Below are 26,536 nucleotides of genomic sequence, written 5' to 3'. Positions count from 1 at the left end.
CTTGCGCTGTACCTGTGGGAGCTGGCTTGCCGGCGATCACCGGCGCAGCCGGTGCCATCCACCGCGTCGCTGCTTCGCGGGCATGCCCGCTCCCACAGGGCCTGCACCGGGCTCAAGGCTTGCGCTGTACCTGTGGGAGCGGGTTTACCCGCGAACACTGGCGAAGCCGGTGCCATGCACCAAGTCGCATTCTTCGCGGGTAAACCCGCTCCCACAAGGCTCTGCGGCGGGCCGGCTAATGTGCTCCATGTGCGATCGATGATCACATCAAACTCAGCGCGCCATACCTAACTCGGCATCATCCATCAGTGCCTTGGCCATCGCACTGAGATAGTGCGCAGCCCAGATCATCATGGGTTTCTCATCCATTAGCCCGACGATGGTCAACTCCCGCACATAGCCCATCAATTCCGAAGCCTGATCACGGGCGTCTCGGCACGGAATGCCCGCTTCGATGCGAAATAATGGGTGAGTCTGGTTTTCACCCTGAAAGAAAGTGGTCTTGCCGACGGTGAACTGGGTGTCTTCTGTAATCATTTTTCTAGCAATTCCTTGAAGGTTAAAGGAGTTGCCACCGCCGTTTCCACACGAAGGGCGGCAACTGTATGCAGGGTGGAAAACCGGCCTTCAAGGAACCCGGTAGGCCAAACGGCCTCCCGCACACAGCTGCCATTACGACAGGAACTTGAAGGTTGACCGAGTTTCCACACCCGCATCGCTGGATTTCAGCGACTCAGAAAGCCTAAGTGGCAGTGTTTCCAGGAACAATCAGACGCCTGTCGACAGAACATGTAGGGTATTTCCTCAGGCCAGGTATCACCAGATCCAACTCGTAGGGGATATCTGAAATGCCTGTCAGAGTGCTTGCCTGTAGCGGAGCTCAGGGCTGCCAGGTACCTGCCTTGAGAGCGATCTCATAGGCGACATCACCCTCGATCCAAACCCCCGCACCCCACGCGAAATCCCATGGAACCTCCCCCCCAACCATTCTGGTCTAGTCTGAAGTTATGACCGGACCTGGGCCAGGGACGTGCAATTGAGTGTCCGGGCCGGATCACCATTGGAGTCCTTGGGAGGTGCCCTCATGAGCCTGCTGCTCGAGCCTTACACCCTGCGTCAGCTGACCCTGCCCAACCGCATCGCCGTTTCGCCGATGTGCCAGTATTCCGCCGTCGATGGCCTGGCCAACGATTGGCACCTTGTCCATTTAGGCAGCCGCGCCGTGGGCGGCGCTGGCCTGGTAATCACTGAAGCCGTGGCGGTGACCGCCGATGGCCGCATCACCGCCGAAGACCTCGGCCTGTGGGACGACGCTCAGATCGCCCCGCTGCAACGCATCACCCGTTTCATCACCGCCCAGGGGAGCGTGCCCGGCATCCAGCTGGCTCACGCCGGGCGCAAGGCCAGCACCTATCGCCCATGGCTGGGCAAGCAAGGCAGCGTCAAGCTCGAGGAGGGCGGCTGGCAACCGGTGGGCCCGTCGAAAATCGCCTTCGACCCGCAACACACGACGCCGCACGAGTTGAACCACAATGAGATTCAGGCTGTGATCTCCGCCTTTGTCGCCTCTACCGAGCGCGCCCTGAAGGCCGGTTTCAAGGTGGTCGAAATCCACGCCGCCCACGGCTACCTGTTGCACCAGTTCCTGTCGCCGCTGAGCAACCAGCGTCGCGACGAATACGGCAGTTGCTTCGAAAACCGCATCCGCCTGACCCTGCAGGTGGTCGAGGCCGTGCGCAAAGTCTGGCCTGCCGAGTTACCGCTGTTCGTGCGGGTGTCGGCGACCGACTGGGTCGAGGACGGCTGGAACCCGGATGAAACCGTCGAACTGGCCCGCCGCCTGCGTGGTTTGGGCGTCGACCTGATCGATGTGTCCTCCGGCGGCACCTCGGTCAACGCCGAAATCCCCACCGGCCCGGGCTACCAGACGCGCTTCGCCGAGCGTGTGCGCAAGGAATCGGAAATCGCCACCGGCACCGTGGGCATGATCACCGAACCGGCCCAGGCCGAGCACATTCTGCGCACTGGCCAGGCCGACATCATCTTCCTCGCCCGCGAACTGCTGCGCGACCCGTACTGGCCGCTGCACGCCGACGACGACCTGGGCGGCAACAAAGCTACCTGGCCTGCGCAGTACCAGCGCGCCACCAGCCGGGCCAACCCGATTCACGAGTCGGACCTGCGGGATTGACCTGACCCAAGCATTACACGGTCGTTATAGGAGCGGCCTTGTGTCGCGAAAGGGCTGCGAAGCGGCCCCAGGTTTCCAGCTCCGCCGCTGATATTGCCGGGGCCGCTTTGCGGCCCTTTCGCGACACAAGGTCGCTTCTACAACGACCGCGTCGGCATCTCAATTCAGCTATAGGCAGCCTTGCTGAGAATATCGCTTACCCACTGGTTGATACTTTTCTCGGCCAACTCGGCCTTGGCCGCCACACTGGCATGAAGGGTAGGCTCCAGGCGCAGGCTGAGCTTGCCGGAGTAGGTTTTCTGTGGCTCACGGCCCAGGCGTTGGCAAGTCTCAAGATAATCGTCCACGGCGTCTTCGAATGCTTGGCGCAGCTCACTGATCGATTCGCCATGGAAACCGATCACATCGCGAATACCTGCGACATGGCCGATCAGTAACTGGTCTTCGTCGCTGTATTCGATACGAGCGGCGTAGCCGCGGTAGGTCATGACATTCATGGTATTACTCCTGCCTGCTCGAGGAACTGGCGGGCGTCTCTTAGTTGATAGGGCTTGGCGTGCCTGTCCGGATGAGGGCGATGGAAGGTTGCTACTGCGCCATTGAGTTCAAAGCGAACCCGTGACCCTCTTCCTTCGATGATCCGGGCACCCAGTGATACCAACATTGACTCCAGTCGCACCCATTCCAGCGTCCTGGGAACCGGCTTTTTCAGTACTGCTTCAAGTGTGGCTTGCTGATGGTTATTCATGGTATCAGATTATGATACCAATGAGAGGGGCTCAATGGATGCGTAGTAGGATGGAGGGGATCGTGCTTGAAGGAAATGTCTGAGATGTTGATCGAGGGGATGCAAAAGCCCCTCGATCAACACGACCGCTCAATGCTTGATCATCACATGCCGCACACAGGTGTAGTCCTCCAGCCCATACATCGACATGTCCTTGCCATACCCCGAATGCTTCTGCCCGCCATGGGGCATTTCGCTGACCAGCATGAAGTGGGTGTTCACCCAGGTGCAGCCATACTGCAGGCGCGCCGCCAGGCGGTGGGCGCGGCCGGTGTCGCGGGTCCATACCGATGAGGCCAGGCCGTAGTTGGAGTCGTTGGCCCATTCCAGCGCCTGCGCTTCGTCGTTGAAGCGGGTCACCGACACTACCGGGCCGAACACTTCGTTACGCACGATTTCGTCGTCCTGCAGGGCGTCGGCCAGCACTGTCGGCTCGAAGAAGAAACCGTCGCCATCAATCGCCTTGCCACCGGTCACCAGGCGAATGTGTGGCTGGGCAATGGCCCGTTGCACCAGCCCTGCGACCTTGTCACGGTGTTGGGCACTGATCAGTGGCCCCAGTTCGGTGTCCTCGGCTTCCTGCAGGCCCGGTTTGAGGCTGGCCACCGCGGCCCCCAGGCGTTCGACGAAACGCTCGTAGATGCCATCCTGCACGTACAGCCGACAGGCGGCGGTGCAGTCCTGGCCGGCGTTGTAGAAGCCGAAGGTACGGATGCCGTCGATGGCGGCATCGATGTCGGCATCGTCGAACACCAGCACCGGGGCCTTGCCGCCCAGTTCCATGTGCATGCGTTTCACGCTGTCGGCGGTGGCGCTGATGATGTGCGCGCCGGTGGGGATCGAGCCGGTCAGCGACACCATGCGCACCTTGGGGTGGTTGACCAGCGGGTTGCCGACCGTCTGGCCACGGCCGAAGAGGATGTTCAGCACCCCCGGTGGCAGCAGGTCCCGGGCCAGGTCGCCGAGGCGCAGGGCGGTCAGCGGGGTCAGCTCGGAGGGCTTGATCACCACCGTGTTGCCGGCGGCCAGGGCCGGGGCGATCTTCCACGCCAGCATCATCAACGGGTAGTTCCACGGCGCGATCGAGGCCACCACGCCCAGCGGGTCGCGGCGGATCATCGAAGTATGGCCCGGCAGGTACTCGCCAGCTGCCGAGCCGCCCAGGCAGCGCGCCGCACCGGCGAAGTAGCGGAACACGTCGGCAATTGCCGGGATCTCGTCATTCAGCGCGGCGCTCAGCGGCTTGCCGCAGTTCTGCGATTCCAGTCGGGCCAGTTCGTCGCCATGGGCTTCGATAGCGTCAGCCAGTGCCAGCAAGGCTTGCGAGCGTTCCTTGGGGCTGGTTTGCGACCAGCTGTCGAAGGCCTGGTCGGCGGCGCGCACGGCGCTGTCCACCTGGGCCTCGCTGGCTTCGTTGATCTGCGCCAGGGCACTGCCCAGCGCCGGGTTGAGCACCGTCCAGGCCGGGCCTTCGCCAGAGACCAGCTGGCCATTGATCAGCATCTGCGTTTGCATCGGGGACTCCTCCAGGGTCATTTGCCGCTGCCCGCGACGCTTTCGCCGCCACGGGTCAGGTAATAGGCGCCAAGTATCGGCAGCATGGTCACCAGCATCACCAGCATGGCGACCACGTTGGTCACCGGCACGTCGCGCGGGCGGCTGAGCTGGTTGAGCAGCCAGATCGGCAGGGTGCGTTCGTGGCCGGCAGTGAAGGTGGTGACGATGATTTCGTCGAACGACAGGGCAAAGGCCAGCATGCCACCGGCCAGCAGCGCCGAACCGAGGTTGGGCAGGATGATGTAGCGGAAGGTTTGCCAACCGTCGGCACCGAGGTCCATCGAAGCTTCGATCAGGCTCTGCGAAGTGCGCCGCAGGCGGGCGATCACGTTGTTGTAGACGATAACCACACAGAACGTGGCGTGGCCGACCACGATGGTGAACACGCCGGGCTCGATCCCCAGGCTCTTGAACGCCGAGAGCAGGGCGATGCCGGTAATGATGCCAGGCAGGGCAATAGGCAGTATCAGCATCAGCGAAATGCTCTCCTTGCCGAAAAAGCTGCGCCGGTACAGCGCCGCCGAGGCCAGCGTGCCGAGCACCAGGGCGATCAGCGTGGCCAGGCAGGCCACCTGCAGCGACAGCTTTATCGCTTCCAGCACATCGGGCCGGGCAAAGGCCACGGCGAACCACTTCAGGGTAAAGCCCTTGGGCGGGAAGCTGAACGCCGCGTCTTCGGTGTTGAAGGCATACAGGAAGATGATCAGGATCGGGAAGTGCAGGAACAGTAACCCGCCCCAGGCCGCCAGGCGCAGCCCGGTCGAGGCTTTTTCAGAGTGCATCGAAGGCTCCCAGTCGCTTGACGATGGACAGGTACACCGCGATCAGCACGATCGGCACCAGGGTGAACGCGGCGGCCATCGGCATGTTGCCGATCGCCCCTTGCTGGGCATAGACCATGCTGCCGATGAAATAGCCGGGCGGGCCGATCAGCTGCGGCACGATGAAGTCGCCCAGGGTCAGCGAGAAGGTGAAGATCGAACCGGCGGCAATGCCCGGGATCGACAGCGGCAGGATCACCTGCACGAAGGTCTGGCCGGGCCTGGCGCCCAAGTCTGCCGAAGCTTGCAGCAGCGACGGCGGCAAGCGTTCCAGCGAGGCCTGGATCGGCAGGATCATGAACGGCAGCCAGATGTACACGAACACCATGAAGCGCCCCAGGTGCGAAGTCGACAGCGTGCTGCCGCCCACGCCCGGGACCGCCAGCACCATTTGCAGCAGGGCATCCAGGTGCAGCTGCTGGACGAACCACTGGGCCACGCCGCCCTTGGCCAGCAGCAAGGTCCAGGCGTAGGTCTTGACGATGTAGCTGGCCCACATCGGCATCATCACTGCGATGTAGAAAAATGCCTTGGTCTTGCCGCTGGTGTAGCGCGCCATGTAGTAGGCGATGGGGAAGGCCAGCACCGCGCTGGCCAGCGACACCGCCAGCGCCATTCCCAGGGTGCGCAGGATGATGTCGAAGTTCGACGGGTTGAACAGCGCGGCGAAATTGCCCAGGGTCAGGTCCGGGGTCACCGCCATGGTGAAGTCGTCGAAGGTATAGAAGCCTTGCCACAGCAGGTTCAGCAGCGAGCCCAGGTAGATCGCGCCGAACCAGGTCAGCGGTGGGATCAGCAGCAGGGCCAGGTACAGGTTGGGGCGCCGGTACAGCAGGTTGGACAGGCCGCGCAGCGTGCTCATGTCAGCGGCCCTCCGTTTCCTGCAGCACCGTCATGGCTTCGCGGGGCCAGTGCGCCTGTACTCGTTGCCCGGGTTGCCAGGCCTGTGCCTGGGCCTGCCAGCGGTCGTTGGCCTGGCTCACCGCCAGCAACTGGCCGCTGTCCAGTTGCAGCTCGTAGCGGGTGGCACTGCCCTGGTACTGGATATCGCGCAGCTGGCCGCTGACCTGGACGTGCTGGCCGGCTGTGGCCGGGTCGCCGAGGCGGATGTGTTCGGGGCGAATGGAGAAGGGCGCCGGGCTGCCATTGAGCAAGGTGGCCAGTTCGCCGCGCACAACGTTGGAGGTGCCGACGAACTCGGCTACGAAGGTGGTGGCCGGCTGCATGTACAGGTTGCGCGGGGTGTCGACCTGCTCGATACGGCCGCGGTTGAACACTGCGACGCGATCGGACATCGACAGCGCCTCGGTCTGGTCGTGGGTGACGAAGATGAAGGTGATGCCCAGCTGGCGCTGCAGCTTTTTCAGCTCGCCCTGCATCTGTTCGCGCAACTTCAGGTCCAGCGCGCCAAGCGGCTCGTCCAGCAGCAGTACTCGTGGCCGATTGACCAGCGCGCGGGCCAGGGCCACGCGCTGGCGCTGGCCACCGGACAACTGCGCCGGCTTGCGCGCGCCGTAGCCGGCCAGGGCCACCATCGCCAGGGCTTCTTCGGCGCGGCTGTGGCGTTCGGCCTTGGCAACGCCTTTTACCTTCAGGCCGTAGGCGATGTTGTCCAGTACGTTCATGTGCGGGAACAGGGCGTAGTCCTGGAATACGGTGTTGACGTCGCGCTGGTAGGGCGGTACGCCCGCAGCCTCGACACCGTGGATGCGGATCGAACCGCTTGTGGGTTGCTCGAAGCCGGCGATCAGGCGCAGGCAGGTGGTCTTGCCCGAGCCAGAGGGGCCGAGCATGGAGAAGAATTCGCCATCGATGATGTCGATGCTGACCTGGTCGACGGCCTTGACCTCGCCGAAGGTGCGGGAAACGTGGGTGAACTGGACGGCTAGGGGCATGCGTGTGCTCCGGACAACTGGCTTACTCCTGTGCCTGCCTCTTCGCGGGTGAACCCGCTCCTACAGGTTCATCACCGCCTGTAAGGGTGGTGCTCTACCTGTGGGAGCGGGTTCACCCGCGAAGAGGCCGGCACAGGCATTCAGGCAACCTCAGCGCCCGCCCATGATCGCAATGTAATCCTGGGTCCAGCGGCTATACGGCACGAACTTGCCGCCCTGGGCCTGCGGGGTTTTCCAGAAGGCGATCTTGTCGAAGTTGTCGAAACCGTTGGTCTTGCAGCCCTCGGCCCCCAGCAGCTCGTTGCCGGTGCAGGCCGCCGGCACCGCCGGCAACGAACCGAACCAGGCCGCCACGTCACCCTGTACTTTCGGCTGCAGCGACCAGTCCATCCATTTGTAGGCACAGTTGGGGTGCTTGGCCTCGCTGTGCAGCATGGTGGTGTCGGCCCAGCCGGTCGCGCCTTCCTTGGGAATGGTCGAGGCCACGGGCTGCTTTTCGGCTTTGAGGCCATTGACCATGTAGCCCCAGGAGCTGGAGGCAACCACGCCTTCGTTCTTCACGTCGCTCATCTGCACCGTGGCGTCATGCCAGTAGCGGTGGATCAGCGGTTGTTGCTGGCGCAGCAGTTCCAGCACGGCCTTGTATTGTGTTTCGCTCAGCTCGTACGGGTCCTGGATGCCCAGTTCCGGTTTGGCCGTCTTCAGGTACAACGCCGCATCGGCGATGTAGATCGGCCCATCGTAGGCCTGCACGCGGCCCTTGTTCGGCTTGCCGTCGGGCAGGTTCTGCGGCTCGAACAGCACACCCCAGGTGGTGGGCGCCTGCTTGAACACGTCGGTGTTGTACAGCAGCACGTTCGGGCCCCATTGGTACGGGGTGCCGTAGACCCGCTTGTCGACCACGTACCAGCCACCGTTCTGCAGCCGTGGGTCGATGTTCTTCCAGTTGGGGATCAAGTCGGTGTTGATCGGCTGTACCCGCTTGCCCGCGATCAGCCGCAGCGAGGCATCTCCCGAGGCGGTGACCAGGTCGTAGCCGCCCTTGGTCATCAGGCTGACCATTTCGTCCGAGGTGGCGGCGGTCTTGACGCTGACCTTGCAGCCGGTTTCCTTCTCGAAGCCGGTCACCCAGTCGTAGGCCTTATCGCTTTCACCGCGCTCGATGTAGCCGGGCCAGGCGACGATGTCCAGGCGGCCCTCGCCGGGCCCCAGGGCCTTGGGCGGTTCGGCAGCCTGCAGGCTGGCGCTGGCCAGCACGGCGCAGGCGGTTGCGCCGAGCAATGCGGTCTTGTGCACTGACATGGTGTTCCCTCTTCTTGGAGATTTTGGTCGGGGCAGTCATCAAGCAAGCCGTGAAGCGAGCGTTATAGGCGTAGTGCGGTTTACGCGCGGTATTGGCGATATCGAGTCTAGTTGGCTTTTTGCCAGCCAATGCAACATCCGGAAGCAAATCCCCCCATGGCGATCGAGCGGGCAGGGCTTAACCTGACGGTTCCCTTGGCCAACGTGGAGACCGTTTGATGAACACCCGGGGATTGCTCGACCAGTTGCTCAAGTCCGGCCAGGACTTGCTCGCCAGCCAGGCCGGCAAGGGCAGCTCTGGCAAGCCAGGCGCCAGTGCCGGCGGCCTTGGCAGCCTGCTTTCCGGTGCCGGTGGTGGTGCCCTGGCAGCGGGTGCCATGGGTTTGCTGCTGGGCAACAAGAAAGCCCGCAAATATGGCGGCAAGGCCCTCACCTATGGCGGCCTGGCCGCGCTCGGTGTGCTGGCCTACAAGGCCTACGGCAACTGGCAGGCGCGCCAGCAGGTGGCCGCCACCGAGCCACAGACCGTCGACCGCCTGCCGCCGGCCCAGGCCGAGCTGCACAGCCAGGCGGTACTGCGGGCGCTGGTGGCGGCGGCCAAGTCCGATGGCCATATCGACGAACGCGAGCGTGCGCTGATCGAGGGTGAATTCACCCGCCTGGACAACGACCGCGAGTTGCAGCACTGGCTGCATGCCGAGCTGAACAAGCCGCTGGATCCGGCCGAAGTGGCCCGTGCCGCGCAAACGCCGGAAATGGCCGCCGAGATGTACCTGGCCAGCGTGATGATGGTCGACCAGGAAAACTTCATGGAGCGCGCCTACCTGGACGAACTGGCCCGCCAGCTGCGCCTGGACCCGGCCCTGCGCCAGGAGCTGGAAAGCCAGGCAAGGCTTGCCGCCGGCCAGTGATGGGGGCTGCGTTGCAGCCCATCGCCGGCAAGCCGGGTCCCACATGGATCACACATGACCTGAGGTCATGCGGTCGAGGTGGGAGCCTGGCTTGCCGGCGATGGGCCGCACAGCGGCCCCAATGGCGTTGGGCACAAATGACCGGTCTGTCGGCAAGGTTACCTGGTCACCCCACATTTCAGCCGCATGAGCACTGGGCGCCTGGGCTATACTTCGGCGATTTTTCCCGCTCGTTGTGAATTCCTGAGGGCTGAATGTGAAGAACTGGACCTTGCGCCAACGGATCCTGGCAAGTTTCGCCGTGATCATCGCCATCATGCTGCTGATGATCGTGGCCGCCTACTCGCGGTTGGTGACCATCGCATCCGCCGAACAGGCAGTGGGGACCGACAGCATTCCCGGCCTCTACTACAGCTCGATGATCCGCAGTGCCTGGGTCGACGGTTACGTGGCTAGCCAGCAGTTGGTAGGCCTGTCCAACCAGCGTGAATTCACCTCGGCCGATGCGGAACTGTTCAAGAGCTTCCAGGACCGCCTGAAAGAGCACATGGCCAGCTACCAGGGCACCATTCAGGATGATGACGACCAGGCGCGGTTCGATGCCTTCATCCAGATGGAGGTTGCCTACCTCAAGATCATCGAGCAGGTGCTGGAAGCCTACCGAAAGCACGACTATGCCGAAGCCCAGCGGTTGATCACCGATGTGCTGACCCCGGCCTGGGTGGACGGCCGCAAGCTTCTGAACGAAGTGATCGAGCACAACCGTGCCGCTGCTGACGCCGACACCAACGAGATTGTCGGTGCCGTGAGCACCGCCAAGGGCAGCATGATGGTTTCGCTGCTGCTGGCGATCATCGCCGCCGGTATCTGCGGCCTGTTGCTGATGCGCGCCATCACCGCGCCCATGCAACGCATTGTCCATGCCCTCGACAAACTGCGCTCCGGCGACCTGAGCATGCGCCTGAGCCTGGACCGCAAGGACGAGTTCGGCGCCATCGAAAGCGGCTTCAACGAAATGGCCGAGGCCCTGGCCAACCTGGTGGCCCAAGCCCAGCGTTCGTCGGTGCAGGTGACCACCTCGGTGACCGAAATTGCCGCAACCTCCAAGCAACAGCAGGCCACCGCCACCGAAACGGCTGCCACCACCACCGAAATCGGCGCCACCTCGCGGGAAATCGCCGCCACCTCGCGTGACCTGGTGCGTACCATGACCGAAGTCACCTCGGCCGCCGACCAGGCCTCCAGCCTGGCCGGCTCCGGCCAACAGGGCCTGGCACGCATGGAAGAAACCATGCACCAGGTGATGGGCGCCGCCGACCTGGTCAACGCCAAGCTGGGCATCCTCAACGAAAAGGCCAGCAACATCACCCAGATGGTGGTGACCATCGTCAAGGTTGCCGACCAGACCAACTTGCTGTCGCTCAATGCTGCCATCGAAGCGGAAAAGGCCGGCGAGTACGGCCGCGGCTTTGCCGTGGTGGCCACCGAAGTGCGCCGCCTGGCCGACCAGACCGCCGTTGCCACCTACGACATCGAGCAGATGGTGCGCGAGATCCAGTCGGCGGTGTCGGCCGGGGTCATGGGCATGGACAAGTTTTCCGAAGAAGTGCGCCGCGGCATGTTCGAGGTGCAGCAGGTGGGCGAACAGCTCAGCCAGATCATCCACCAGGTGCAGGCTCTGGCGCCGCGCGTGCTTATGGTCAACGAAGGCATGCAGGCCCAGGCCACCGGTGCCGAGCAGATCAACCAGGCGCTGGCCCAGCTCAGCGATGCCAGCACCCAGACAGTCGAGTCGCTGCGCCAGGCCAGTTTCGCCATCGATGAGCTGAGCCAGGTGGCCGCAGGCCTGCGTGGCGGCGTATCGCGCTTCAAAGTCTGACCGCGATGAACGACTTGCAACCGCGCGCCGCGCGGACGGGCAACGCCAAGGGGGCGTTGTACCTGCAGTTTCGCATTCGGGAGCAACGCTTTGCCCTGAGCGTGCACGAGGTGATCGAGGTGCTGCCGCGCCAGCCGTTGAAACCGATCGCCAAGGCACCTGCCTGGGTCGCAGGTATCCTTGCGCACCGAGGCCTGTTGGTACCAGTGGTCGACCTGGCGGCATTGAGCTTCGGCCAACCGGCAGCGCAGCGCACCAGTACCCGCCTGGTTCTGGTGCACTACCGAGTCGGCCTGCAGCTTGGCCTGATACTGGAGCAGGCCACCGAAACCCTGCGTTGCCACCCCGACGAGTTCCAGCCGTATGGCGTGGACAGCGGCGAGGCCCCGTATCTGGGCCCGGTGCGTCAGGATGAGCAGGGCTTGTTGCAGCGCATCGAAGTCAACGACCTGCTCCCCGATGCCGTGCACGAGTTGCTGTATGCGGGTGATCCGACAGGGATGCCGACATGAACGAACAGCATTTTTTCCGCTATTTGCGCGAGCGCATTGGCCTGGACGTGGAGTCGGTGGGCTCGCCCATGGTCGAGCGTGCGCTGCGCCAGCGTTGCGTGGCCGTGGACGCCGCGGACCTGGATGATTACTGGCTGCATCTGCAGCAGTCGACGGATGAGCAACAGGCGCTGATCGAAGCGGTCATCGTCCCGGAAACCTGGTTCTTCCGTTACCCCGAATCCTTCACCGCCTTGGCCAGCCTGGCGCACAAGCGCCTGGCCGAGCTGGCCGGGGCGCGCCCGCTGCGCTTGCTCAGCCTGCCTTGCTCGACCGGCGAGGAGCCCTATTCGCTGGCCATGGCCTTGCTCGATGCCGGTATCGCGCCGGGGGCGTTCATGATCGACGGCATGGACATCAGCCCCAGTTCCGTGGCCAAGGCCGGGCAGGCCGTGTACGGGCGCAATGCCTTCCGTGGCAGTAACCTGGGCTTTCGCGAGCGTTACTTCGATGCGCTCGACGAAGGCCACCTCCTGCATGAGCGGGTGCGTGACCAAGTCAGCCTGCAGGTGGGCAACGTACTCGACCCGGCGCTGGCCAGCCGCGATGGCCTGTACGACTTCGTGTTCTGCCGCAACCTGCTGATCTATTTCGACGTGCCGACCCAGCAACGGGTGTTCGAAGTGCTCAAGCGCTTGCTGCATCCACAAGGCGTGCTGTTCATCGGCCCCGCCGAAGGCAGCTTGCTGGCGCGGTTGGGCATGCGCCCGCTGGGGATTGCCCAGTCGTTCGCCTACGTGCGCCAGGAGGGCGGTAGCGCTGCGCTGGCTACGCCCCCGGTCCAGCCCTTGCGGCGCACGTCGCCAGCACCTGCCAAGCCAGGCTCTCCGTTACCGAGCGCAGCGTTGCCGCGCCCATTGCGGGTGCTCCCCTTTGCCGCCAAGCCAGCACCGGCGCGCGAGCACAAACGCGAGGATGCAACTGAGTTGCTGGCCAGCATTGCCCGGCTTGCCAACGCCGGTGCCAGCGAGCAGGCCCGTGCCGAATGCCAGCGCTACCTGGGCCAGTTCGCGCCTTCGGCGCAGGTTTACTACTGGCTGGGGCTGCTCAGCGACACCGAAGGCGATGCGCAGCAGGCTCTGACCCACTATCGCAAAGCCCTGTACCTGGAACCGCAGCACTCCGAGGCGCTGGTACACCTGGCTGCCTTGCTGGCAGCCCAGGGTGACCTGGCCGGTGCCCGGCGCCTGCAGGAGCGCGCCGCGCGGGTTGGCCGGGAGTCTGAACGATGAAGGAATCCGCGATGCAATTGCTCGCCGAGGCTGACACGCACGTCGATGACTGCTGGAACCGTATTGGCGTGCACGGCGACAAGCAGTGCCCATTGCTGGAGCGTCATGTTCACTGTCGCAACTGCGAGGTATATGCCGCAGCGGCCACACGCCTGCTCGACCGCTACGCACTTATGCAGGACCACCAGGCAGCCGTGGCTGCGCCGGTGGAGGAAAACACCGGCCGCTCCATGCTGCTGTTCCGCCTTGGCGAAGAATGGCTGGCGCTGCCCACCGCCTGCCTGGCCGAAATTGCCCCGCTGCAGGCGGTGCATTCGCTGCCGCACCAGCGCTCGCGGGTGCTGCAGGGGGTGGCCAACGTACGTGGTGCGCTGGTGCCGTGCCTGTCACTGGCTGACTTGCTGGGTGTGCAGGCCAGCGCTGCCGAGCAACGTGGCGGCCGGGCGATGCCACGCATGCTGATCCTGGCCGCGGAGGGCGGGCCGGTGGTGATGGCGGTCGAGGAAATCGACGGCATTCACCGGCTCGACCCGCTGCTGCTGAACAGCGGGCAGGACGCCTCCCACTTCACCGCAGCGGTCCTGCAATGGCGTGGCCGCAGCGTGCGGGTGCTGGACGATCAACATTTACTGTCTGCCGTGCAGCGGAGCCTGTCATGACCCCAGAGCAAATGCGCGACGCATCGTTGCTCGAACTGTTCAGCCTGGAGGCCGAGGCGCAGACCCAGGTGCTCAGTGCCGGCCTGATGGCGCTGGAGCGTAATCCCACGCAGGCCGACCAGCTCGAGGCTTGCATGCGCGCGGCCCACTCGCTGAAGGGCGCGGCGCGGATCGTCGGAGTGGACGCTGGCGTCAGTGTCGCCCATGTCATGGAGGACTGCCTGGTGGCAGCCCAGGAGGGTCGCCTGCGGCTGAGCGCCGAGCATATCGATGCCCTGTTGCAGGGCACCGACCTGTTGATGCGCATCGCCACGCCTGGCGATGCCGGGGCGCAGGCGACCCTGCCGGTGTTCCTTGCGCAAATGGCCAACCTGCTCGACCCGGGGGCGGCAGCCTTGCCCCCCGCGCCGCCAGCCGTGCCAGCGCTGCCGGAAGCGCCGGCGCAAACCGTGCAAGCCAAACCGTTGCCGCTGCCCGTCGAACCCTTGGAGCCTGAGCCCGAGCTGGCCCCGCGTCGCAAGGCCGGCAAGCGCACCGGCGAAGGTACGGAGCGGGTGCTGCGGGTCACCGCCGATCGCCTCAACAGCCTGCTCGACCTGTCCAGCAAGTCGCTGGTGGAAACCCAGCGGCTCAAGCCTTACCTGGCCACCCTGCAGCGCCTCAAGCGCATGCACGGCCAGGGCATGCAAGCGCTTGATGGCCTGCGCATGCAACTGGAGGACAGTGGCCAGAGCAGCGAGGTGCTCGAGGCCCTGGCACAGACCCAGCGCCTGCTGGCGGAAACCCAGCAGATCCTGCAGCAGCAGGCTGCCGACCTGGACGAGTTCGGCTGGCAGGCCAGCCAGCGCGCACAATTGCTTTACGACACCGCGCTGGCCTGCCGGATGCGGCCGTTTGCCGATGTGCTGACCGGCCAGAACCGCATGGTGCGCGACCTTGGCCGTTCGCTGGGCAAGCCGGTGCGGCTGCTGGTGGAAGGGGAGAAGACCCAGGTCGACCGTGATGTGCTGGAAAAGCTCGAGGCACCGTTGACCCACCTGTTGCGCAACGCGGTCGACCACGGCATCGAGCTGCCCGAGCGGCGCCTGCTGGCGGGCAAGGCGGAGGAGGGCGTGATCCGCCTGCGGGCCTCGCATCAGGCCGGTATGCTCAGCCTGGAACTGATTGACGACGGTGCCGGCATCGACCTCGAACGCCTGCGCAGCAGCATTGTCGAGCGCGCCCTGTCGCCCGCTGACACGGTGGCGCGCATGAGCGAGGAAGAGTTGCTGACATTCCTGTTCCTGCCCGGTTTCAGCCTGCGCGACAAAGTCACCGAGGTGTCTGGGCGCGGTGTCGGCCTGGATGCGGTGCAGCACATGATCCGGGAGCTGCGCGGTTCGATAGAGCTGACCCAGCTGGCCGGGCAGGGCTGCCGTTTCCATTTGCAGGTGCCACTGACCTTGTCGGTTGTGCGCAGCCTGGTGGTCGAGGTGGGTGGCGAGGCCTATGCCTTCCCGCTCGCTCATATCGAACGCACGCTCGAAGTAAGTGCCGAAGAGATCGTGCAGATCGAGGGGCGCCAGCATTTCTGGCACGAAGGCCGGCACATAGGCCTGGTCGCGGCCAGCCAACTGCTCAATCGCCCGGCCGGGCAAACGCAGGAGAGCAACCTGCGCGTGGTGGTGATCCGCGAGCGCGAGCAGCTGTACGGGGTAGCCGTGGAGCGACTGATGGGCGAGCGGGTGCTGGTGGTGATGCCGCTCGACCCACGGCTGGGCAAGGTGCAGGACATCTCTTCCGGCGCCCTGCTCGACGACGGCTCGGTGGTGCTGATCGTCGATGTGGAGGACCTGCTGCGTTCGGTGGAGAAGCTGCTCAGCACTGGCAGCCTGGAACGCATTGACCGCGGCAGCAGCGGCACCCGTGGCGTGGCGCGCCAGCGCATCCTGGTGGTCGATGATTCGCTGACCGTGCGTGAACTGCAGCGCAAGCTGCTCGGCAACCGTGGCTACGACGTGGCCGTTGCGGTGGATGGCATGGACGGCTGGAATGCCTTGCGTGGCGAGGACTTCGACCTGCTGATCACCGACATCGACATGCCACGCATGGACGGCATCGAGCTGGTCACCCTGGTACGCCGCGACCAGCGCCTGCAATCGCTGCCGGTGATGGTGGTGTCCTACAAGGACCGTGAGGAAGACCGACGGCGGGGCCTGGATGCCGGCGCCGACTACTATTTGGCAAAGGCCAGTTTCCATGACGATGCGTTGCTGGATGCTGTGGTTGAGCTGATCGGAGGTGCTCAGGGATGAAGATCGCCATCGTCAACGACATGCCCATGGCCGTCGAGGCGCTGCGCCGGGCGGTTGCCCTCGAACCGGCGCACCAGGTGGTGTGGGTGGCCAGTAATGGCGCCGAGGCGGTGCAGCGCTGCACCGAGCAGCAGCCAGACCTGATCCTCATGGACCTGATCATGCCGGTCATGGATGGCGTCGAGGCCACCAGGCGGATCATGGCCGAAACCCCTTGCGCCATCGTCATCGTCACGGTCGATCGCAAGCAGAACGTGCACCGGGTATTCGAGGCCATGGGCCACGGCGCCCTCGACGTGGTCGACACGCCGGCGCTGGGGGCGGGCGATCCGCGTGAAGCGGCAGCGCCACTGCTGCGCAAGATCCTCAACATAAGCTGGTTGATTGGTCAGCAGCGCGCACCGGCCGCACGCCCGGTCGCCGCACCCGTGCGGGCGGCGTCACAGCACCGCGGGCTGGTCGCGATCGGTTCGTCCGCTGGCGGCCCGGCGGCCCTCGAAGTACTGCTCAAGGGCCTGCCGGCGGCGTTTCCGGCGGCCATCGTGCTGGTCCAGCATGTGGACCAGGTATTTGCCGCGGGCATGGCAGAATGGCTCAGCAGCGCCGCCGGCTTGCCGGTGCGCCTGGCCCGTGAGGGCGAGCCACCACAGCCGGGGCAGGTATTGCTGGCCGGCACCAATCACCACATCCGCCTGCTACAGAACGGCCAACTGGCCTACACTGCCGAACCTGTCAATGAAATCTACCGGCCCTCGATCGATGTGTTCTTCGAGAGTGTGGCGCGCTATTGGACCGGCGATGCGGTGGGTGTGTTGCTTACCGGCATGGGCCGCGATGGTGCCCAGGGCCTGAAGCTGATGCGCCAGCAGGGTTTCCTGACCATTGCCCAGGACCAGGCCAGCAGCGCGGTATACGGGATGCCCAAGGCCGCTGCGGCCATCGATGCCGCAGTGGAGATCCGCCCGCTGGAACGCATAGCCGGGCGCTTGATGGAATTTTTCGCAAAATGACGAAGTGTATTGAATCACGCCGCCAGGCCGGCAGTGATCGGGTGAACAGGTATGAATGATTTACCGATCGAAGGTTTCACGACCCCCAACGAGAACTCGGCGATGGTGCTGCTGGTCGACGACCAGGCCATGATCGGCGAGGCGGTGCGGCGTGGCCTGGCCAACGAAGAGAACATCGACTTCCACTTCTGCGCCGATCCGCACCAGGCAGTGGCCCAGGCCGTGCGAATCAAGCCTACGGTGATCCTCCAGGACCTGATCATGCCTGGCCTGGACGGGCTGACCCTGGTGCGTGAATACCGCAACAACCCGGCGACCCAGGATATCCCGATCATCGTCCTGTCGACCAAGGAGGACCCGCTGGTCAAGAGCGCAGCCTTTGCTGCCGGGGCCAACGATTACCTGGTCAAGTTGCCGGATACCATCGAGCTGGTGGCGCGCATCCGCTATCACTCGCGTTCCTACCTTACCCTGTTGCAGCGCGACGAGGCCTACCGTGCTTTGCGCGTCAGCCAGCAGCAACTGCTCGATACCAACCTGATGCTGCAGCGGCTGATGAACTCCGATGGCCTGACCGGGTTGTCCAACCGCCGCCATTTCGACGAGTACCTGGAACTGGAATGGCGCCGGGCCATGCGTGAGCAGCAGCAGTTGTCGCTGCTGATGATCGACGTGGATTACTTCAAGGCCTACAACGACAGCTTTGGCCACCTGGCCGGTGACGAGGCCTTGCGCCAGGTGGCCGAGGCGATCCGCGGCTCGTGCTCGCGGCCGACCGACCTGCCGGCGCGCTATGGCGGCGAGGAATTCGTCCTGGTATTGCCCAACACCTCGCCGGGTGGGGCACGCCTGGTGGCCGAGAAGCTGCGCCAGACCGTGCTCGGCCTGGGCATCCCGCACACCGCGCCGGTGCCCGACTCGTATCTGACCGTGAGCATTGGCCTTGCCACCCAGACTCCGTCCATCGGCAGCCATAGCCGGCAACTGATCTCGGCTGCGGACAAAGGCCTGTACCAGGCCAAGAATGGCGGGCGCAACCAGGTTGGCATCGCCTGACAGGGCCTGCACGGTAATTGCGGCCATTCGGCGCCCGGCGGGTCTGCCGCCCTGCGGCGGACTCGGTTATACTCGCAGGCTTTTCACCGAATTCGTGCGAGTAGCCAGCCCATGGAAATCCAACCGATCCTGAACACCATCAAGGACCTCACCGAGCGTTCCCAGTCCATTCGGGGGTATCTTTGACTACGATCACAAGCATGACCGCCTGATCGAAGTCAACCGCGAGCTGGAAGACCCCAACGTCTGGAACAAGCCCGAGTACGCCCAGGCCCTGGGCCGCGAGCGTGCCATGCTGGCACAGGTTGTCGAGACCCTGGACAAGCTGTCCGGCGGCCTGGCGGACTGCCAGGACCTGCTCGACATGGCCGTCGAGGAAAATGACGAAGGCGCCGTCGGCGACGTCGTGACCGAGCTGGAAGGCCTGGAAGAAAAACTGGCCCAACTCGAGTTCCGTCGCATGTTCAGCGGCGAAATGGACATGAACAACGCCTACCTGGATATCCAGGCCGGCTCCGGTGGTACCGAGGCGCAGGACTGGGCCAACATCCTGCTGCGCATGTACCTGCGCTGGGCCGACAAGCGTGGTTTCGATGCCACCATCATCGAGCTTTCCGAAGGTGAAGTCGCCGGCATCAAGGGCGCCACCGTGCATATCAAGGGCGAGTATGCCTTCGGCTGGCTGCGCACCGAGATCGGCGTGCATCGCCTGGTGCGCAAGAGCCCGTTCGACTCCGGTGCCCGTCGCCACACCTCGTTCTCGGCGGTGTTCGTGTCGCCCGAGATCGACGACAAGGTCGAGATCGAGATCAACCCGGCCGACCTGCGTATCGACACCTATCGTTCCTCCGGTGCCGGTGGTCAGCACGTGAACACCACCGACTCGGCGGTGCGTATTACCCACGTACCGACCAACACCGTGGTGGCCTGCCAGAACGAACGCTCCCAGCACGCCAACAAGGACACCGCCATGAAAATGCTGCGGGCCAAGTTGTACGAGCTGGAAATGCAGAAGCGCAACGCTGCCTCGCAGGCGCTGGAAGATAGCAAGTCGGACATCGGCTGGGGTCACCAGATCCGCTCCTACGTGCTGGATGACTCGCGTATCAAGGACCTGCGTACCGGTGTAGAGCGCAGCGACTGCCAGAAGGTATTGGACGGCGACCTCGACCAGTACCTGGAAGCGAGCCTCAAGCAAGGGCTGTAAATCGCACACAACCGCCGCGGTACCTGGCATGGGCCGGTACCGCGTGCCCTGCCCGAAAGGGGCACCGAACACCTGATGGAAAGAATGACGAAATGAGCGACCTCAAGACCGAAGCGCAAGACCTGCAACAGGAAGAAAACGCCCTGATCGCCCTGCGCAAGGAAAAGCTTGCCGCCGAGCGCGCCAAGGGCAATGCCTTCCCCAATGACTTCCGTCGCGACAGCTACTGCAACGACCTGCAGAAGCAGTATGCGGACAAGACCAAGGAAGAACTGGAAGCTGCAGCGATTCCGGTCAAGGTTGCCGGCCGCATCATGCTCAACCGCGGCTCGTTCATGGTCATTCAGGACATGACCGGCCGTATCCAGGTCTACGTCAACCGCAAGACCCTGCCGGAAGAAACCCTGGCCGCGGTCAAGACCTGGGACCTGGGCGACATCATCAGCGCCGAAGGTACCCTGGCCCGTTCCGGCAAGGGCGACCTGTACGTCGAAATGACCAACGTGCGCCTGCTGACCAAGTCGCTGCGCCCGCTGCCCGACAAGCACCACGGCCTGACCGACACCGAGCAGCGCTACCGCCAGCGTTACGTCGACCTGATGGTCAATGAAGAAACCCGCCACACCTTCCGTGTGCGTTCGCAGGTGATCTCGCACATCCGCAAGTTCCTCATCGAGCGCGACTTCCTCGAAGTCGAGACGCCGATGCTGCAAACCATCCCGGGCGGTGCCGCGGCCAAGCCGTTCGAAACCCACCACAACGCCCTGGACATGGCCATGTTCCTGCGCATCGCGCCGGAGCTGTACCTCAAGCGCCTGGTGGTTGGTGGCTTCGAGAAGGTGTTCGAGATCAACCGCAACTTCCGTAACGAAGGCGTTTCGACTCGTCACAACCCTGAATTCACCATGCTCGAGTTCTACCAGGCCTACGCCGACTATCGCGACAACATGGACCTCACCGAGGAACTGTTCCGCGAGCTGGCGCAGCTGGTACTTGGCACTACCGACGTGCCGTATGGCGACAAGGTGTTCCACTTCGGCGAGCCGTTCGCCCGCCTGTCGGTATTCGACTCGATCCTCAAGTACAACCCGGAGCTGACCGCTGCCGACCTGCAGGACGTCGACCGCGCCCGCGACATCGCCAAAAAGGCCGGTGCCAAGGTGCTGGGCCACGAGGGCCTGGGCAAGCTGCAGGTGATGATTTTCGAAGAGCTGGTCGAGCACAAGCTGGAGCAGCCGCACTTCATCACCGAGTACCCGTTCGAAGTATCGCCGCTGGCCCGTCGCAACGACGACAACCCGGCTGTTACCGACCGTTTCGAACTGTTCATCGGTGGCCGCGAGATCGCCAACGCCTACTCCGAGCTCAACGATGCCGAAGACCAGGCCGAGCGCTTCCTGGCCCAGGTGGCCGAGAAGGACGCCGGTGACGACGAAGCCATGCACTACGACGCCGACTTCGTTCGCGCACTGGAGTACGGCATGCCGCCGACTGCAGGTGAAGGTATCGGTATCGACCGCCTGGTGATGCTGCTGACCAACTCGCCGTCGATCCGCGACGTGATCCTGTTCCCGCACATGCGTCCGCAGGCCTGAGTGAATTGAATGAGCCGCCTTTCGAGGCGGCTTTTTCTTGCCTGAAGCTTTATGTTGTCAGTACCGGCCTCTTCGCGGCTAAAGCCGCTCCCACAGGGATCCCACTACCCTCAGGCTGGTGCGGTCCCTGTGGGAGCGGCTTTAGCCGCGAAGAGGCCGGCACTGACGAAACACTGTCCATGAGGTACCCCCCGTGACACCCGCAATGCCTCAACAGGGCGCCGCCGGCATCGCCACCGCCGTCGCCGAAAGCGTGCAATACCAAGGCCGCAAGACTGCCCGGCAGGGCAGCGAGCAGCGCCGCCAACTGATCCTCGACGCCGCCATGCGCATTGTCGTGCGCGATGGCGTACGCGGTGTGCGCCATCGCGCCGTCGCCGCCGAGGCCGGTGTGCCACTGTCGGCCACCACCTACTACTTCAAGGATATCGAGGACCTGCTGACCGATACCTTCGCCCAGTACGTCGAGCGCAGCGCCGCCTACATGGCCAAGCTGTGGGCCAATACCGAGGTGGTGTTGCGCCAGTTGCTGGCCCAGGGTGACGGCAGCCCGCAGGCGCGGGCGCGGTTGGCTGACGAGGTAGCACGCATGACTGCCGACTACGTGCAGCGACAACTGCTGAATCGCCGCGATTTCCTGATGGCCGAGCAGGCCTTCCGCCAGGAGGCGCTGCTGTGCCCGCGCCTGGCTCAACTGGTGTGCGCCCATGACCAGATCCTGCTGCATGGCACCCGCCAATTGCTGCAGGTGGTGGGCTCGCAGCAACCGGAACAGGACGCCCAAATGTTGACGGCGATTATCGAGCAGATGGAATATCAGGGCCTGCTCAAGGATGCGAACGCGCAAGCCGATGGGCAGATGCTCGCTATGCTTAGCCGATACCTGCAGCTGGTGCTGGCATCGGCCTGAGCCGAGACCGACTTTTCAAGGAGAACCTGATGAAAGCCTGGCGTGTGGTGTTGTTGACTTTGTCATTCCTGCTGCTGGGCGGTTGTCTGGTGACCTTCCACGAGCCGTTGCCGAGCAACCAGGCGGCGCCCAAGGCCCTGCTGGGCAAGTGGAGCAGCAAGGACGCCTGGGGCGAGCCGCTGAAGCTGGTGATCAGCCGTAGCGGCGGTGATGCCTACAAGGCGGTGGCCACGGCCAAGGGCAAGGCCCCTGAGGAATACGTGTTCACCGTGTCGCGCCACGGTAACCGCTGGTACCTGTCGGCTGGCGTGCCGAAGCGCCTGGGTGGCAACTTCCTGATCGGCGGTTTCGATATCGTCGATGGCAAGGAACTGGTGGTCTACAACCTGGATGTCGAGCAGGTGCAGCAGGCGGTGGACAAGAAGGAGCTGACCGGGCGCAGCACCGAAGTGCCGGAAGACAACGGCGACGGCGTGCTGATCGACAGCCCGTCGGCGCGGGTGCTGGCGTACCTGGACGACCCGGCCAACTCCGACCTGTTCGTTGAAGTGGCACGGTTCCAGCGCTCCGGCAAATGACCGTGCTGGCTTCTTCGCGGCTAAAGCCGCTCCCACAGGGACCGCACCGGTTTCGAGCCTGATGCAGTACCTGTGGGAGCGGCTTTAGCCGCGAAGAGGCCGGTACAGGTTTCTTGTACTAGAAAGGAGTCCCCGGTGGACGAATACCAGCAAACCATCCGTGCCCTGTCCGACCGCATCGTTGCGGCGCAGACCCCGATCCGGGTTCTGGACGCGGTGAAGTGGGACGACAACATCCGCCAGGGGTTCCTCAAGGCCAAGGGCAAGGAGCCGCCGGCTGTCGACCGTGCCTACTACCAGTCGCGCCCGCTGGCGTTCGATTCCAGCGCGGTAAAGGCCGAGTTTCAGGGCATCGAGCGCGACATCATTCGCCAGCTCGGCCAGTTCAACCCGGTCGGGCAGATCATGAAGCGCATGTGCCGCGAATACCGCATGGTGGTGCGCATGCTCGAAGCGCGTGGCACCGAGGATTTCGGGCTGATCTCCCAGGAACTGTACGGCGCTGCCTCGGATGCCTTCCACGCTGGTGATCCGACCTTGGCCGACCTTGGCCTGATGCTGTCGGACTACCTGAACAACATCGATGGCCGTGGCGACCTCAAGGACGAGCCGAAGAACCTCACTGCCAAGGAAGCCGTGGAAATCCTCCAGCACCGGTTGAACAAGGTATTCGGCGAGGCCGAGGAGACCATCCGTGTGTTCGAGTCCGACGGTATCGTCGCCGATGCCGCGGCCGGGGCCGACTACATCAAGGTGCGTGCCGACGCCATGTTCAACTCCCGTGACGTGCGCGCCCTGGAGGTGCACGAAGGGCTGGTGCATGTCGGCACCACGCTCAACGGCCTGAACCAGCCGATCTGTACCTTCCTGGCCAAGGGCCCGCCCTCGTCGACGGTCACCCAGGAAGGCCTGGCCATCCTCATGGAGGTGATCGCCTTCGCCTCCTACCCCAGCCGCCTGCGCAAGCTCACCAACCGCACCCGCGCCATCCACATGGTCGAGGAGGGTGCCGATTTCATGCAGATCTACAACTTCTTCCGCGAGCAGGGGTTCGAGATGGCGCAGAGCTACAGCAACGCCAGCCGTGTGTTCCGCGGGTCGGTGCCCAATGGCCTGCCATTTACCAAGGACTTGTCCTACCTCAAAGGCTTCATCATGGTTTACAACTACATTCAGTTGGCCGTGAAGAAGGGCAAGCTCGAACAGATCCCGTTGCTGTTCTGTGGCAAGACCACCCTGGAAGACATGCGTACCCTGCGACAGCTGGTCGAGGAAGGCCTGGTCGAGCCGCCCAAGTATCTGCCCGAGCAGTTCCGCGACCTCAATGCGCTGTCGGCCTGGATGTGCTTCTCCAACTTCCTCAACCACCTGAGCCTGGACCGTATTGAAGCCGATTACGCGAACATTCTCTGAGTGCTGCCGCCTGCTGGCCCTGGGTTTGATCCTGCTGGGCCTGGGCGGTTGCAGCAGCTTGCTGTTCTATCCCGAGCGCGGCCAGCCGTTCACGCCCGAGCGGGCCAGGCTCGAGTACCGCGATGTCACCTTGATCACTGCTGATGGCATCCGCCTGCACGGCTGGTGGTTGCCGGCCAAGGCCGGGGTGGAGGTCAAGGGCACGGTGCTGCACCTGCATGGCAATGGCGGCAACCTGCCTGGGCACCTGGGCGGCAGCTACTGGCTGCCGGAGCAGGGCTACCAGGTGTTGATGATCGATTACCGCGGCTATGGCCTGTCCCAGGGCGAGCCGAGCCTGCCCGAGGTGTACCAGGACATCGCCGCGGCCATGGCCTGGCTGGAGCAGGCGCCCGAAGTCAAGGGCAAGCCGCTGGTGCTGCTGGGGCAGAGCCTTGGCGGGGCCATGGCCATTCACTACCTGGCGGCCCACCCGGAGCAGCGCCAGCGTTTCAGTGCTTTGGTATTCGACGGTGTGCCGGCCAGTTACCGTGCGGTCGGGCGCTTTGCCCTCAGCACCTCGTGGATGACCTGGCCGCTGCAGGTGCCGCTGTCGTGGCTGGTGCCGGACGGTGACAGCGCGATCCGCTCGATCGAGCAGCTGAGCAGCCCGCCCAAGCTGTTCTTCCACAGCATCGACGATACCCTGGTGCCGATGGACAACGGAATCCGCCTGTACCAGCACGCGCCAGCGCCGCGGGTGCTGCAACTGACCCGTGGTGGCCACGTGCAGACCTTCGCCGACCCGACCTGGCGCCAGGTGATGCTGCGTTTCCTCGACGACCCCAGCCATTTCAACGGCCTGCGGCGGCTGGCCGAAGTGCCCAATTACCCTGACGAGAAGAACAAGCAATGAGTGAAGAACGCAACGCCATCCCGCTGATCCTGACCGGTGTCGGCAGCATCATCGTGACGGTGGGGGCCTTGTGGTACTACGGTTACCTGCATTTCGCCAAGCCCGAAGATGCCCTGTTGCTGCAGGACTTCACCATGCTCAAGACCATCCCCGGCGAGGACTACAAGGTCTCGCTGGACCCGGCGCCACAAATGGCCCAGTGCGTCGACGGCGTGTTGGTGCTGTTCGATACCCAGCAGAAAGGCCTGACAGGGGTGCTGGTGGACAACCGCAAGCGTGCTGTGCGTTGCATGGGCGAGGAAACGCCGCAGCAGGTGCAGTGAGCCATTATCTCTGCTGCCTGTGCTGGCCCTTTCGCGGCTAAAGCCGCTCCTACAGGGACCGCGCCAGTCCCTGTGGGAGCGGCTTCAGCCGCGAAAGGGTCGGAACAGGCAAAAGAAAGCCCCGCTTCGATCGCGGGGCTTGTCAGTTCAGCTAGCCAGCCTTACCGCTGTACCTGGCTCACAGAGCGAGGTGCCACCGGCTGGTTGTCGTTGGAGATGGTCACCTCCACCCGGCGGTTCTGCGCACGCCCCGAATTGCTCGAGTTGTCCGCTACCGGGTACTCCTTGCCATAGCCCTGGGCGACGATGCGGGCCGGGTCGACGCCGGCACGTACCAGTGCCATGCGTACGCTGTTGGCGCGGCGCTCTGACAGGCCCTGGTTGTAGTTGGCCGAGCCGACGCTGTCGGTGTAACCCTCGACGATCACCTTGCGTTCCGGGTTTTCCTGGAGGAATTGCGCCAGCTTGGTGACGTTCGGGTAGGCGTTGCTCTTGAGTTCGGCCTTGTTGAAGTCGAACAGCACGTCTCCGAAGGTGACCAGCGTGCCGCGGTCGGTCTGCTTGGCGTTGAGGCTGTCCTGCAGCTTGGCGATCTGTGCGTCGCGTGCGTCAAGCTTGGCCTGGGCGCGCTGGGCCGAAGCGTTTTTCAGTTCGCTTTCGGCAGTGCGCAGGGCGATGGTCTGCTTGGCCACTTCGACGCGCTGGTTGGTCAGGTAGGCCAATTGGTCGACCTTCTTCTCGTCTTCACGGTCCATGTAGGCCTTGTCGGCCTTGTTCAGCCAGTCCTGGGCGTCCTTGGTCTCCAGCGCCGCAACCTTGCTCGATTGCGGGTCGCTCTGCAGCGAGGAGAAGTTGGTGCGGGCCGATTCGAGGTTGGCGTTAGGGTCGTGCGAGCAGGCGGCAAGGCCGACGCTCAGGGCCAGCAGGGCGGGAATCATGACGTAGTTGCGCATAGTGTTCATCCTTTGATCGTGTGCGAAGACCGAGGTGGGCAGGGCAGGGCTCACTGAGCGCTGCGCAGGCCTTCCTCACGTACGTCCTGAACGCCCTGGCGGGCATCCTGCACGGCCTTCTGGGCCTTGGCCGCCTGGGCCTTGCGTTCGGCGAGGCGGGCGTCCCATTCGGCCTGTTCGGCCAGGCGCCTGGCGTCGTCGTACTTCTTGTCATGCATGGCGATCTCGGCCTGCTTGAACTTGTCCTGGGCCGCTTTCATTTCCACGGCGGCGAACTCGGTGCCGCCAGCGCTGACGGCCGAGTTCACGGCGGACTGGGTGACTGCATACTGCTCGGTGGGCGGGTTGCCCGCACAGCCGGCCAGGACCAGGCTGCTGCCCAAGGCCAGCGCTGCCAGCTTGAACCCGCGCACATGAGTGGATGAGGGTTTGTAGATGCGGGTGTTCTTGGTGGTCAGTTCCATTGGATCACTCCTGTTTACGACGTTGTCCGTAGCAGTCCATCGCTCGTTCCCTG

General features: G+C 64.1%; 26 protein-coding genes. 16 read left to right on the top strand and 10 right to left on the bottom strand.

The genetic code is table 11. The features are described from left to right. Nucleotides 1–273: 273 nt before the first annotated feature. On the bottom strand, nucleotides 274–537 hold the full coding sequence (locus MJ643_RS13895) for a DUF3077 domain-containing protein (protein ID WP_023660495.1): 264 nt from the start codon (nucleotides 535–537) through the stop codon (nucleotides 274–276). 547 nt (nucleotides 538–1,084) lie between these two features. Between MJ643_RS13895 and MJ643_RS13890 the strand changes: the two genes are divergently transcribed. Continuing rightward, nucleotides 1,085–2,191, top strand: a complete 1,107-nt coding sequence (locus MJ643_RS13890; protein WP_013971201.1) for an NADH:flavin oxidoreductase/NADH oxidase — start codon at nucleotides 1,085–1,087, stop codon at nucleotides 2,189–2,191. Nucleotides 2,192–2,355: 164 nt separating this feature from the next. On the opposite strand, the gene MJ643_RS13885 is transcribed toward MJ643_RS13890, so the two are convergent. The 7 genes from MJ643_RS13885 to ydcS form a co-directional block, all read right to left on the bottom strand. After that, on the bottom strand, nucleotides 2,356–2,688 hold the full coding sequence (locus MJ643_RS13885) for a type II toxin-antitoxin system HicB family antitoxin (RefSeq protein WP_013971202.1): 333 nt from the start codon (nucleotides 2,686–2,688) through the stop codon (nucleotides 2,356–2,358). Then, nucleotides 2,685–2,939: a type II toxin-antitoxin system HicA family toxin gene (locus tag MJ643_RS13880; RefSeq protein ID WP_013971203.1), complete on the bottom strand. Its 255-nt coding sequence runs from the start codon at nucleotides 2,937–2,939 to the stop codon at nucleotides 2,685–2,687. Before MJ643_RS13880 ends, MJ643_RS13885 begins: the two co-directional genes overlap by 4 nt. 129 nt (nucleotides 2,940–3,068) lie before the next feature. Then, nucleotides 3,069–4,493, bottom strand: a complete 1,425-nt coding sequence (locus MJ643_RS13875) for a gamma-aminobutyraldehyde dehydrogenase (protein ID WP_247726841.1) — start codon at nucleotides 4,491–4,493, stop codon at nucleotides 3,069–3,071. A 17-nt stretch (nucleotides 4,494–4,510) separates the two neighbouring features. Next, entirely contained in the window at nucleotides 4,511–5,317 is an 807-nt protein-coding gene (locus tag MJ643_RS13870) for an ABC transporter permease (RefSeq protein ID WP_013971205.1), read from the bottom strand. Continuing rightward, nucleotides 5,307–6,218: an ABC transporter permease gene (locus MJ643_RS13865; protein WP_013971206.1), complete on the bottom strand. Its 912-nt coding sequence runs from the start codon at nucleotides 6,216–6,218 to the stop codon at nucleotides 5,307–5,309. The genes MJ643_RS13870 and MJ643_RS13865 overlap by 11 nt, the downstream gene beginning before the upstream one ends. Nucleotide 6,219: 1 nt before the next feature. After that, a complete protein-coding gene (locus MJ643_RS13860; protein ID WP_013971207.1) occupies nucleotides 6,220–7,251 on the bottom strand; it encodes an ABC transporter ATP-binding protein in 1,032 nt (343 codons plus the stop codon). 150 nt (nucleotides 7,252–7,401) lie between these two features. Next, nucleotides 7,402–8,553 (bottom strand): putative ABC transporter substrate-binding protein YdcS, encoded by a 1,152-nt coding sequence (gene ydcS, locus MJ643_RS13855; RefSeq protein WP_013971208.1) that lies wholly within the window; start codon nucleotides 8,551–8,553, stop codon nucleotides 7,402–7,404. 218 nt (nucleotides 8,554–8,771) lie between these two features. Between ydcS and MJ643_RS13850 the strand changes: the two genes are divergently transcribed. The 15 genes from MJ643_RS13850 (at nucleotide 8,772) to MJ643_RS13780 (ending at nucleotide 25,066) form a co-directional block, all read left to right on the top strand. Next, a complete protein-coding gene (locus MJ643_RS13850; protein ID WP_013971209.1) occupies nucleotides 8,772–9,464 on the top strand; it encodes a tellurite resistance TerB family protein in 693 nt (230 codons plus the stop codon). A gap of 256 nt (nucleotides 9,465–9,720) precedes the next feature. After that, on the top strand, nucleotides 9,721–11,343 hold the full coding sequence (locus MJ643_RS13845; protein ID WP_013971210.1) for a methyl-accepting chemotaxis protein: 1,623 nt from the start codon (nucleotides 9,721–9,723) through the stop codon (nucleotides 11,341–11,343). Nucleotides 11,344–11,348: 5 nt separating this feature from the next. Then, nucleotides 11,349–11,855 carry a chemotaxis protein CheW gene (locus MJ643_RS13840; protein ID WP_013971211.1) on the top strand — a complete coding sequence of 169 codons (507 nt, stop codon included), beginning with the start codon at nucleotides 11,349–11,351 and terminating at the stop codon, nucleotides 11,853–11,855. Next, nucleotides 11,852–13,126 (top strand): CheR family methyltransferase, encoded by a 1,275-nt coding sequence (locus MJ643_RS13835; protein ID WP_013971212.1) that lies wholly within the window; start codon nucleotides 11,852–11,854, stop codon nucleotides 13,124–13,126. Before MJ643_RS13840 ends, MJ643_RS13835 begins: the two co-directional genes overlap by 4 nt. Next, entirely contained in the window at nucleotides 13,123–13,785 is a 663-nt protein-coding gene (locus MJ643_RS13830; protein ID WP_013971213.1) for a chemotaxis protein CheW, read from the top strand. The genes MJ643_RS13835 and MJ643_RS13830 overlap by 4 nt, the downstream gene beginning before the upstream one ends. Beyond that, nucleotides 13,782–16,079, top strand: a complete 2,298-nt coding sequence (locus MJ643_RS13825) for a hybrid sensor histidine kinase/response regulator (RefSeq protein ID WP_208209317.1) — start codon at nucleotides 13,782–13,784, stop codon at nucleotides 16,077–16,079. The genes MJ643_RS13830 and MJ643_RS13825 overlap by 4 nt, the downstream gene beginning before the upstream one ends. Further along, the gene (gene wspF / locus MJ643_RS13820; RefSeq protein ID WP_013971215.1) at nucleotides 16,076–17,089 is read left to right on the top strand and encodes a Wsp signal transduction system protein-glutamate methylesterase WspF; all 1,014 of its coding nucleotides are present in this window, start codon (nucleotides 16,076–16,078) and stop codon (nucleotides 17,087–17,089) included. Before MJ643_RS13825 ends, wspF begins: the two co-directional genes overlap by 4 nt. Nucleotides 17,090–17,140: 51 nt before the next feature. Further along, nucleotides 17,141–18,145 (top strand): Wsp signal transduction system regulator diguanylate cyclase WspR, encoded by a 1,005-nt coding sequence (gene wspR / locus MJ643_RS13815; protein WP_003258607.1) that lies wholly within the window; start codon nucleotides 17,141–17,143, stop codon nucleotides 18,143–18,145. A gap of 111 nt (nucleotides 18,146–18,256) precedes the next feature. Then, nucleotides 18,257–19,352, top strand: a protein-coding gene (gene prfB, locus MJ643_RS13810; protein ID WP_108480361.1) for a peptide chain release factor 2 whose coding sequence is annotated in 2 segments (ribosomal slippage) — nucleotides 18,257–18,328 and nucleotides 18,330–19,352 — 1,095 coding nt in all. Because the reading frame shifts where the segments join, the coding sequence is not laid out codon by codon here. Between the two features lie 92 nt (nucleotides 19,353–19,444). Continuing rightward, nucleotides 19,445–20,947 (top strand): lysine--tRNA ligase, encoded by a 1,503-nt coding sequence (lysS, locus tag MJ643_RS13805; protein ID WP_013971217.1) that lies wholly within the window; start codon nucleotides 19,445–19,447, stop codon nucleotides 20,945–20,947. A gap of 205 nt (nucleotides 20,948–21,152) precedes the next feature. Next, nucleotides 21,153–21,857 (top strand): TetR family transcriptional regulator, encoded by a 705-nt coding sequence (locus MJ643_RS13800; RefSeq protein ID WP_013971218.1) that lies wholly within the window; start codon nucleotides 21,153–21,155, stop codon nucleotides 21,855–21,857. Between the two features lie 29 nt (nucleotides 21,858–21,886). Beyond that, nucleotides 21,887–22,435, top strand: a complete 549-nt coding sequence (locus tag MJ643_RS13795; RefSeq protein ID WP_003258915.1) for a hypothetical protein — start codon at nucleotides 21,887–21,889, stop codon at nucleotides 22,433–22,435. A 135-nt stretch (nucleotides 22,436–22,570) separates the two neighbouring features. Next, a complete protein-coding gene (locus MJ643_RS13790; RefSeq protein ID WP_013971219.1) occupies nucleotides 22,571–23,848 on the top strand; it encodes a flavohemoglobin expression-modulating QEGLA motif protein in 1,278 nt (425 codons plus the stop codon). Further along, nucleotides 23,820–24,743, top strand: a complete 924-nt coding sequence (locus MJ643_RS13785) for an alpha/beta hydrolase (RefSeq protein ID WP_038408942.1) — start codon at nucleotides 23,820–23,822, stop codon at nucleotides 24,741–24,743. Before MJ643_RS13790 ends, MJ643_RS13785 begins: the two co-directional genes overlap by 29 nt. Then, nucleotides 24,740–25,066 carry a hypothetical protein gene (locus MJ643_RS13780; RefSeq protein ID WP_013971221.1) on the top strand — a complete coding sequence of 109 codons (327 nt, stop codon included), beginning with the start codon at nucleotides 24,740–24,742 and terminating at the stop codon, nucleotides 25,064–25,066. The genes MJ643_RS13785 and MJ643_RS13780 overlap by 4 nt, the downstream gene beginning before the upstream one ends. 161 nt (nucleotides 25,067–25,227) lie before the next feature. Here the strand turns inward: MJ643_RS13780 and MJ643_RS13775 are convergent, their stop codons facing one another. Both MJ643_RS13775 and MJ643_RS13770 read right to left on the bottom strand, forming a co-directional pair. After that, a complete protein-coding gene (locus MJ643_RS13775; protein WP_013971222.1) occupies nucleotides 25,228–26,019 on the bottom strand; it encodes an OmpA family protein in 792 nt (263 codons plus the stop codon). A 50-nt stretch (nucleotides 26,020–26,069) separates the two neighbouring features. Then, entirely contained in the window at nucleotides 26,070–26,483 is a 414-nt protein-coding gene (locus MJ643_RS13770; protein ID WP_003258911.1) for a DUF4398 domain-containing protein, read from the bottom strand. Between the last annotated feature and the right edge of the window lie 53 nt (nucleotides 26,484–26,536).

This window comes from Pseudomonas sp. PNPG3, assembly GCF_023093815.1.
GTDB lineage: Bacteria > Pseudomonadota > Gammaproteobacteria > Pseudomonadales > Pseudomonadaceae > Aquipseudomonas > Aquipseudomonas asiatica.
This window is presented reverse-complemented; position numbering and strand designations above follow the sequence as displayed.

Bases quoted from the DNA above. Each gene is read 5' to 3' on its own strand.
- MJ643_RS13895 (WP_023660495.1), bottom strand. From the start codon at position 537: ATGATTACAGAAGACACCCAGTTCACCGTCGGCAAGACCACTTTCTTT.
- MJ643_RS13890 (WP_013971201.1), top strand. From the start codon at position 1,085: ATGAGCCTGCTGCTCGAGCCTTACACCCTGCGTCAGCTGACCCTGCCC.
- MJ643_RS13885 (WP_013971202.1), bottom strand. From the start codon at position 2,688: ATGAATGTCATGACCTACCGCGGCTACGCCGCTCGTATCGAATACAGC.
- MJ643_RS13880 (WP_013971203.1), bottom strand. From the start codon at position 2,939: ATGAATAACCATCAGCAAGCCACACTTGAAGCAGTACTGAAAAAGCCG.
- MJ643_RS13875 (WP_247726841.1), bottom strand. From the start codon at position 4,493: ATGCAAACGCAGATGCTGATCAATGGCCAGCTGGTCTCTGGCGAAGGC.
- MJ643_RS13870 (WP_013971205.1), bottom strand. From the start codon at position 5,317: ATGCACTCTGAAAAAGCCTCGACCGGGCTGCGCCTGGCGGCCTGGGGC.
- MJ643_RS13865 (WP_013971206.1), bottom strand. From the start codon at position 6,218: ATGAGCACGCTGCGCGGCCTGTCCAACCTGCTGTACCGGCGCCCCAAC.
- MJ643_RS13860 (WP_013971207.1), bottom strand. From the start codon at position 7,251: ATGCCCCTAGCCGTCCAGTTCACCCACGTTTCCCGCACCTTCGGCGAG.
- ydcS (WP_013971208.1), bottom strand. From the start codon at position 8,553: ATGTCAGTGCACAAGACCGCATTGCTCGGCGCAACCGCCTGCGCCGTG.
- MJ643_RS13850 (WP_013971209.1), top strand. From the start codon at position 8,772: ATGAACACCCGGGGATTGCTCGACCAGTTGCTCAAGTCCGGCCAGGAC.
- MJ643_RS13840 (WP_013971211.1), top strand. From the start codon at position 11,349: ATGAACGACTTGCAACCGCGCGCCGCGCGGACGGGCAACGCCAAGGGG.
- MJ643_RS13835 (WP_013971212.1), top strand. From the start codon at position 11,852: ATGAACGAACAGCATTTTTTCCGCTATTTGCGCGAGCGCATTGGCCTG.
- MJ643_RS13830 (WP_013971213.1), top strand. From the start codon at position 13,123: ATGAAGGAATCCGCGATGCAATTGCTCGCCGAGGCTGACACGCACGTC.
- MJ643_RS13825 (WP_208209317.1), top strand. From the start codon at position 13,782: ATGACCCCAGAGCAAATGCGCGACGCATCGTTGCTCGAACTGTTCAGC.
- wspF (WP_013971215.1), top strand. From the start codon at position 16,076: ATGAAGATCGCCATCGTCAACGACATGCCCATGGCCGTCGAGGCGCTG.
- wspR (WP_003258607.1), top strand. From the start codon at position 17,141: ATGAATGATTTACCGATCGAAGGTTTCACGACCCCCAACGAGAACTCG.
- lysS (WP_013971217.1), top strand. From the start codon at position 19,445: ATGAGCGACCTCAAGACCGAAGCGCAAGACCTGCAACAGGAAGAAAAC.
- MJ643_RS13800 (WP_013971218.1), top strand. From the start codon at position 21,153: ATGCCTCAACAGGGCGCCGCCGGCATCGCCACCGCCGTCGCCGAAAGC.
- MJ643_RS13795 (WP_003258915.1), top strand. From the start codon at position 21,887: ATGAAAGCCTGGCGTGTGGTGTTGTTGACTTTGTCATTCCTGCTGCTG.
- MJ643_RS13780 (WP_013971221.1), top strand. From the start codon at position 24,740: ATGAGTGAAGAACGCAACGCCATCCCGCTGATCCTGACCGGTGTCGGC.
- MJ643_RS13775 (WP_013971222.1), bottom strand. From the start codon at position 26,019: ATGCGCAACTACGTCATGATTCCCGCCCTGCTGGCCCTGAGCGTCGGC.
- MJ643_RS13770 (WP_003258911.1), bottom strand. From the start codon at position 26,483: ATGGAACTGACCACCAAGAACACCCGCATCTACAAACCCTCATCCACT.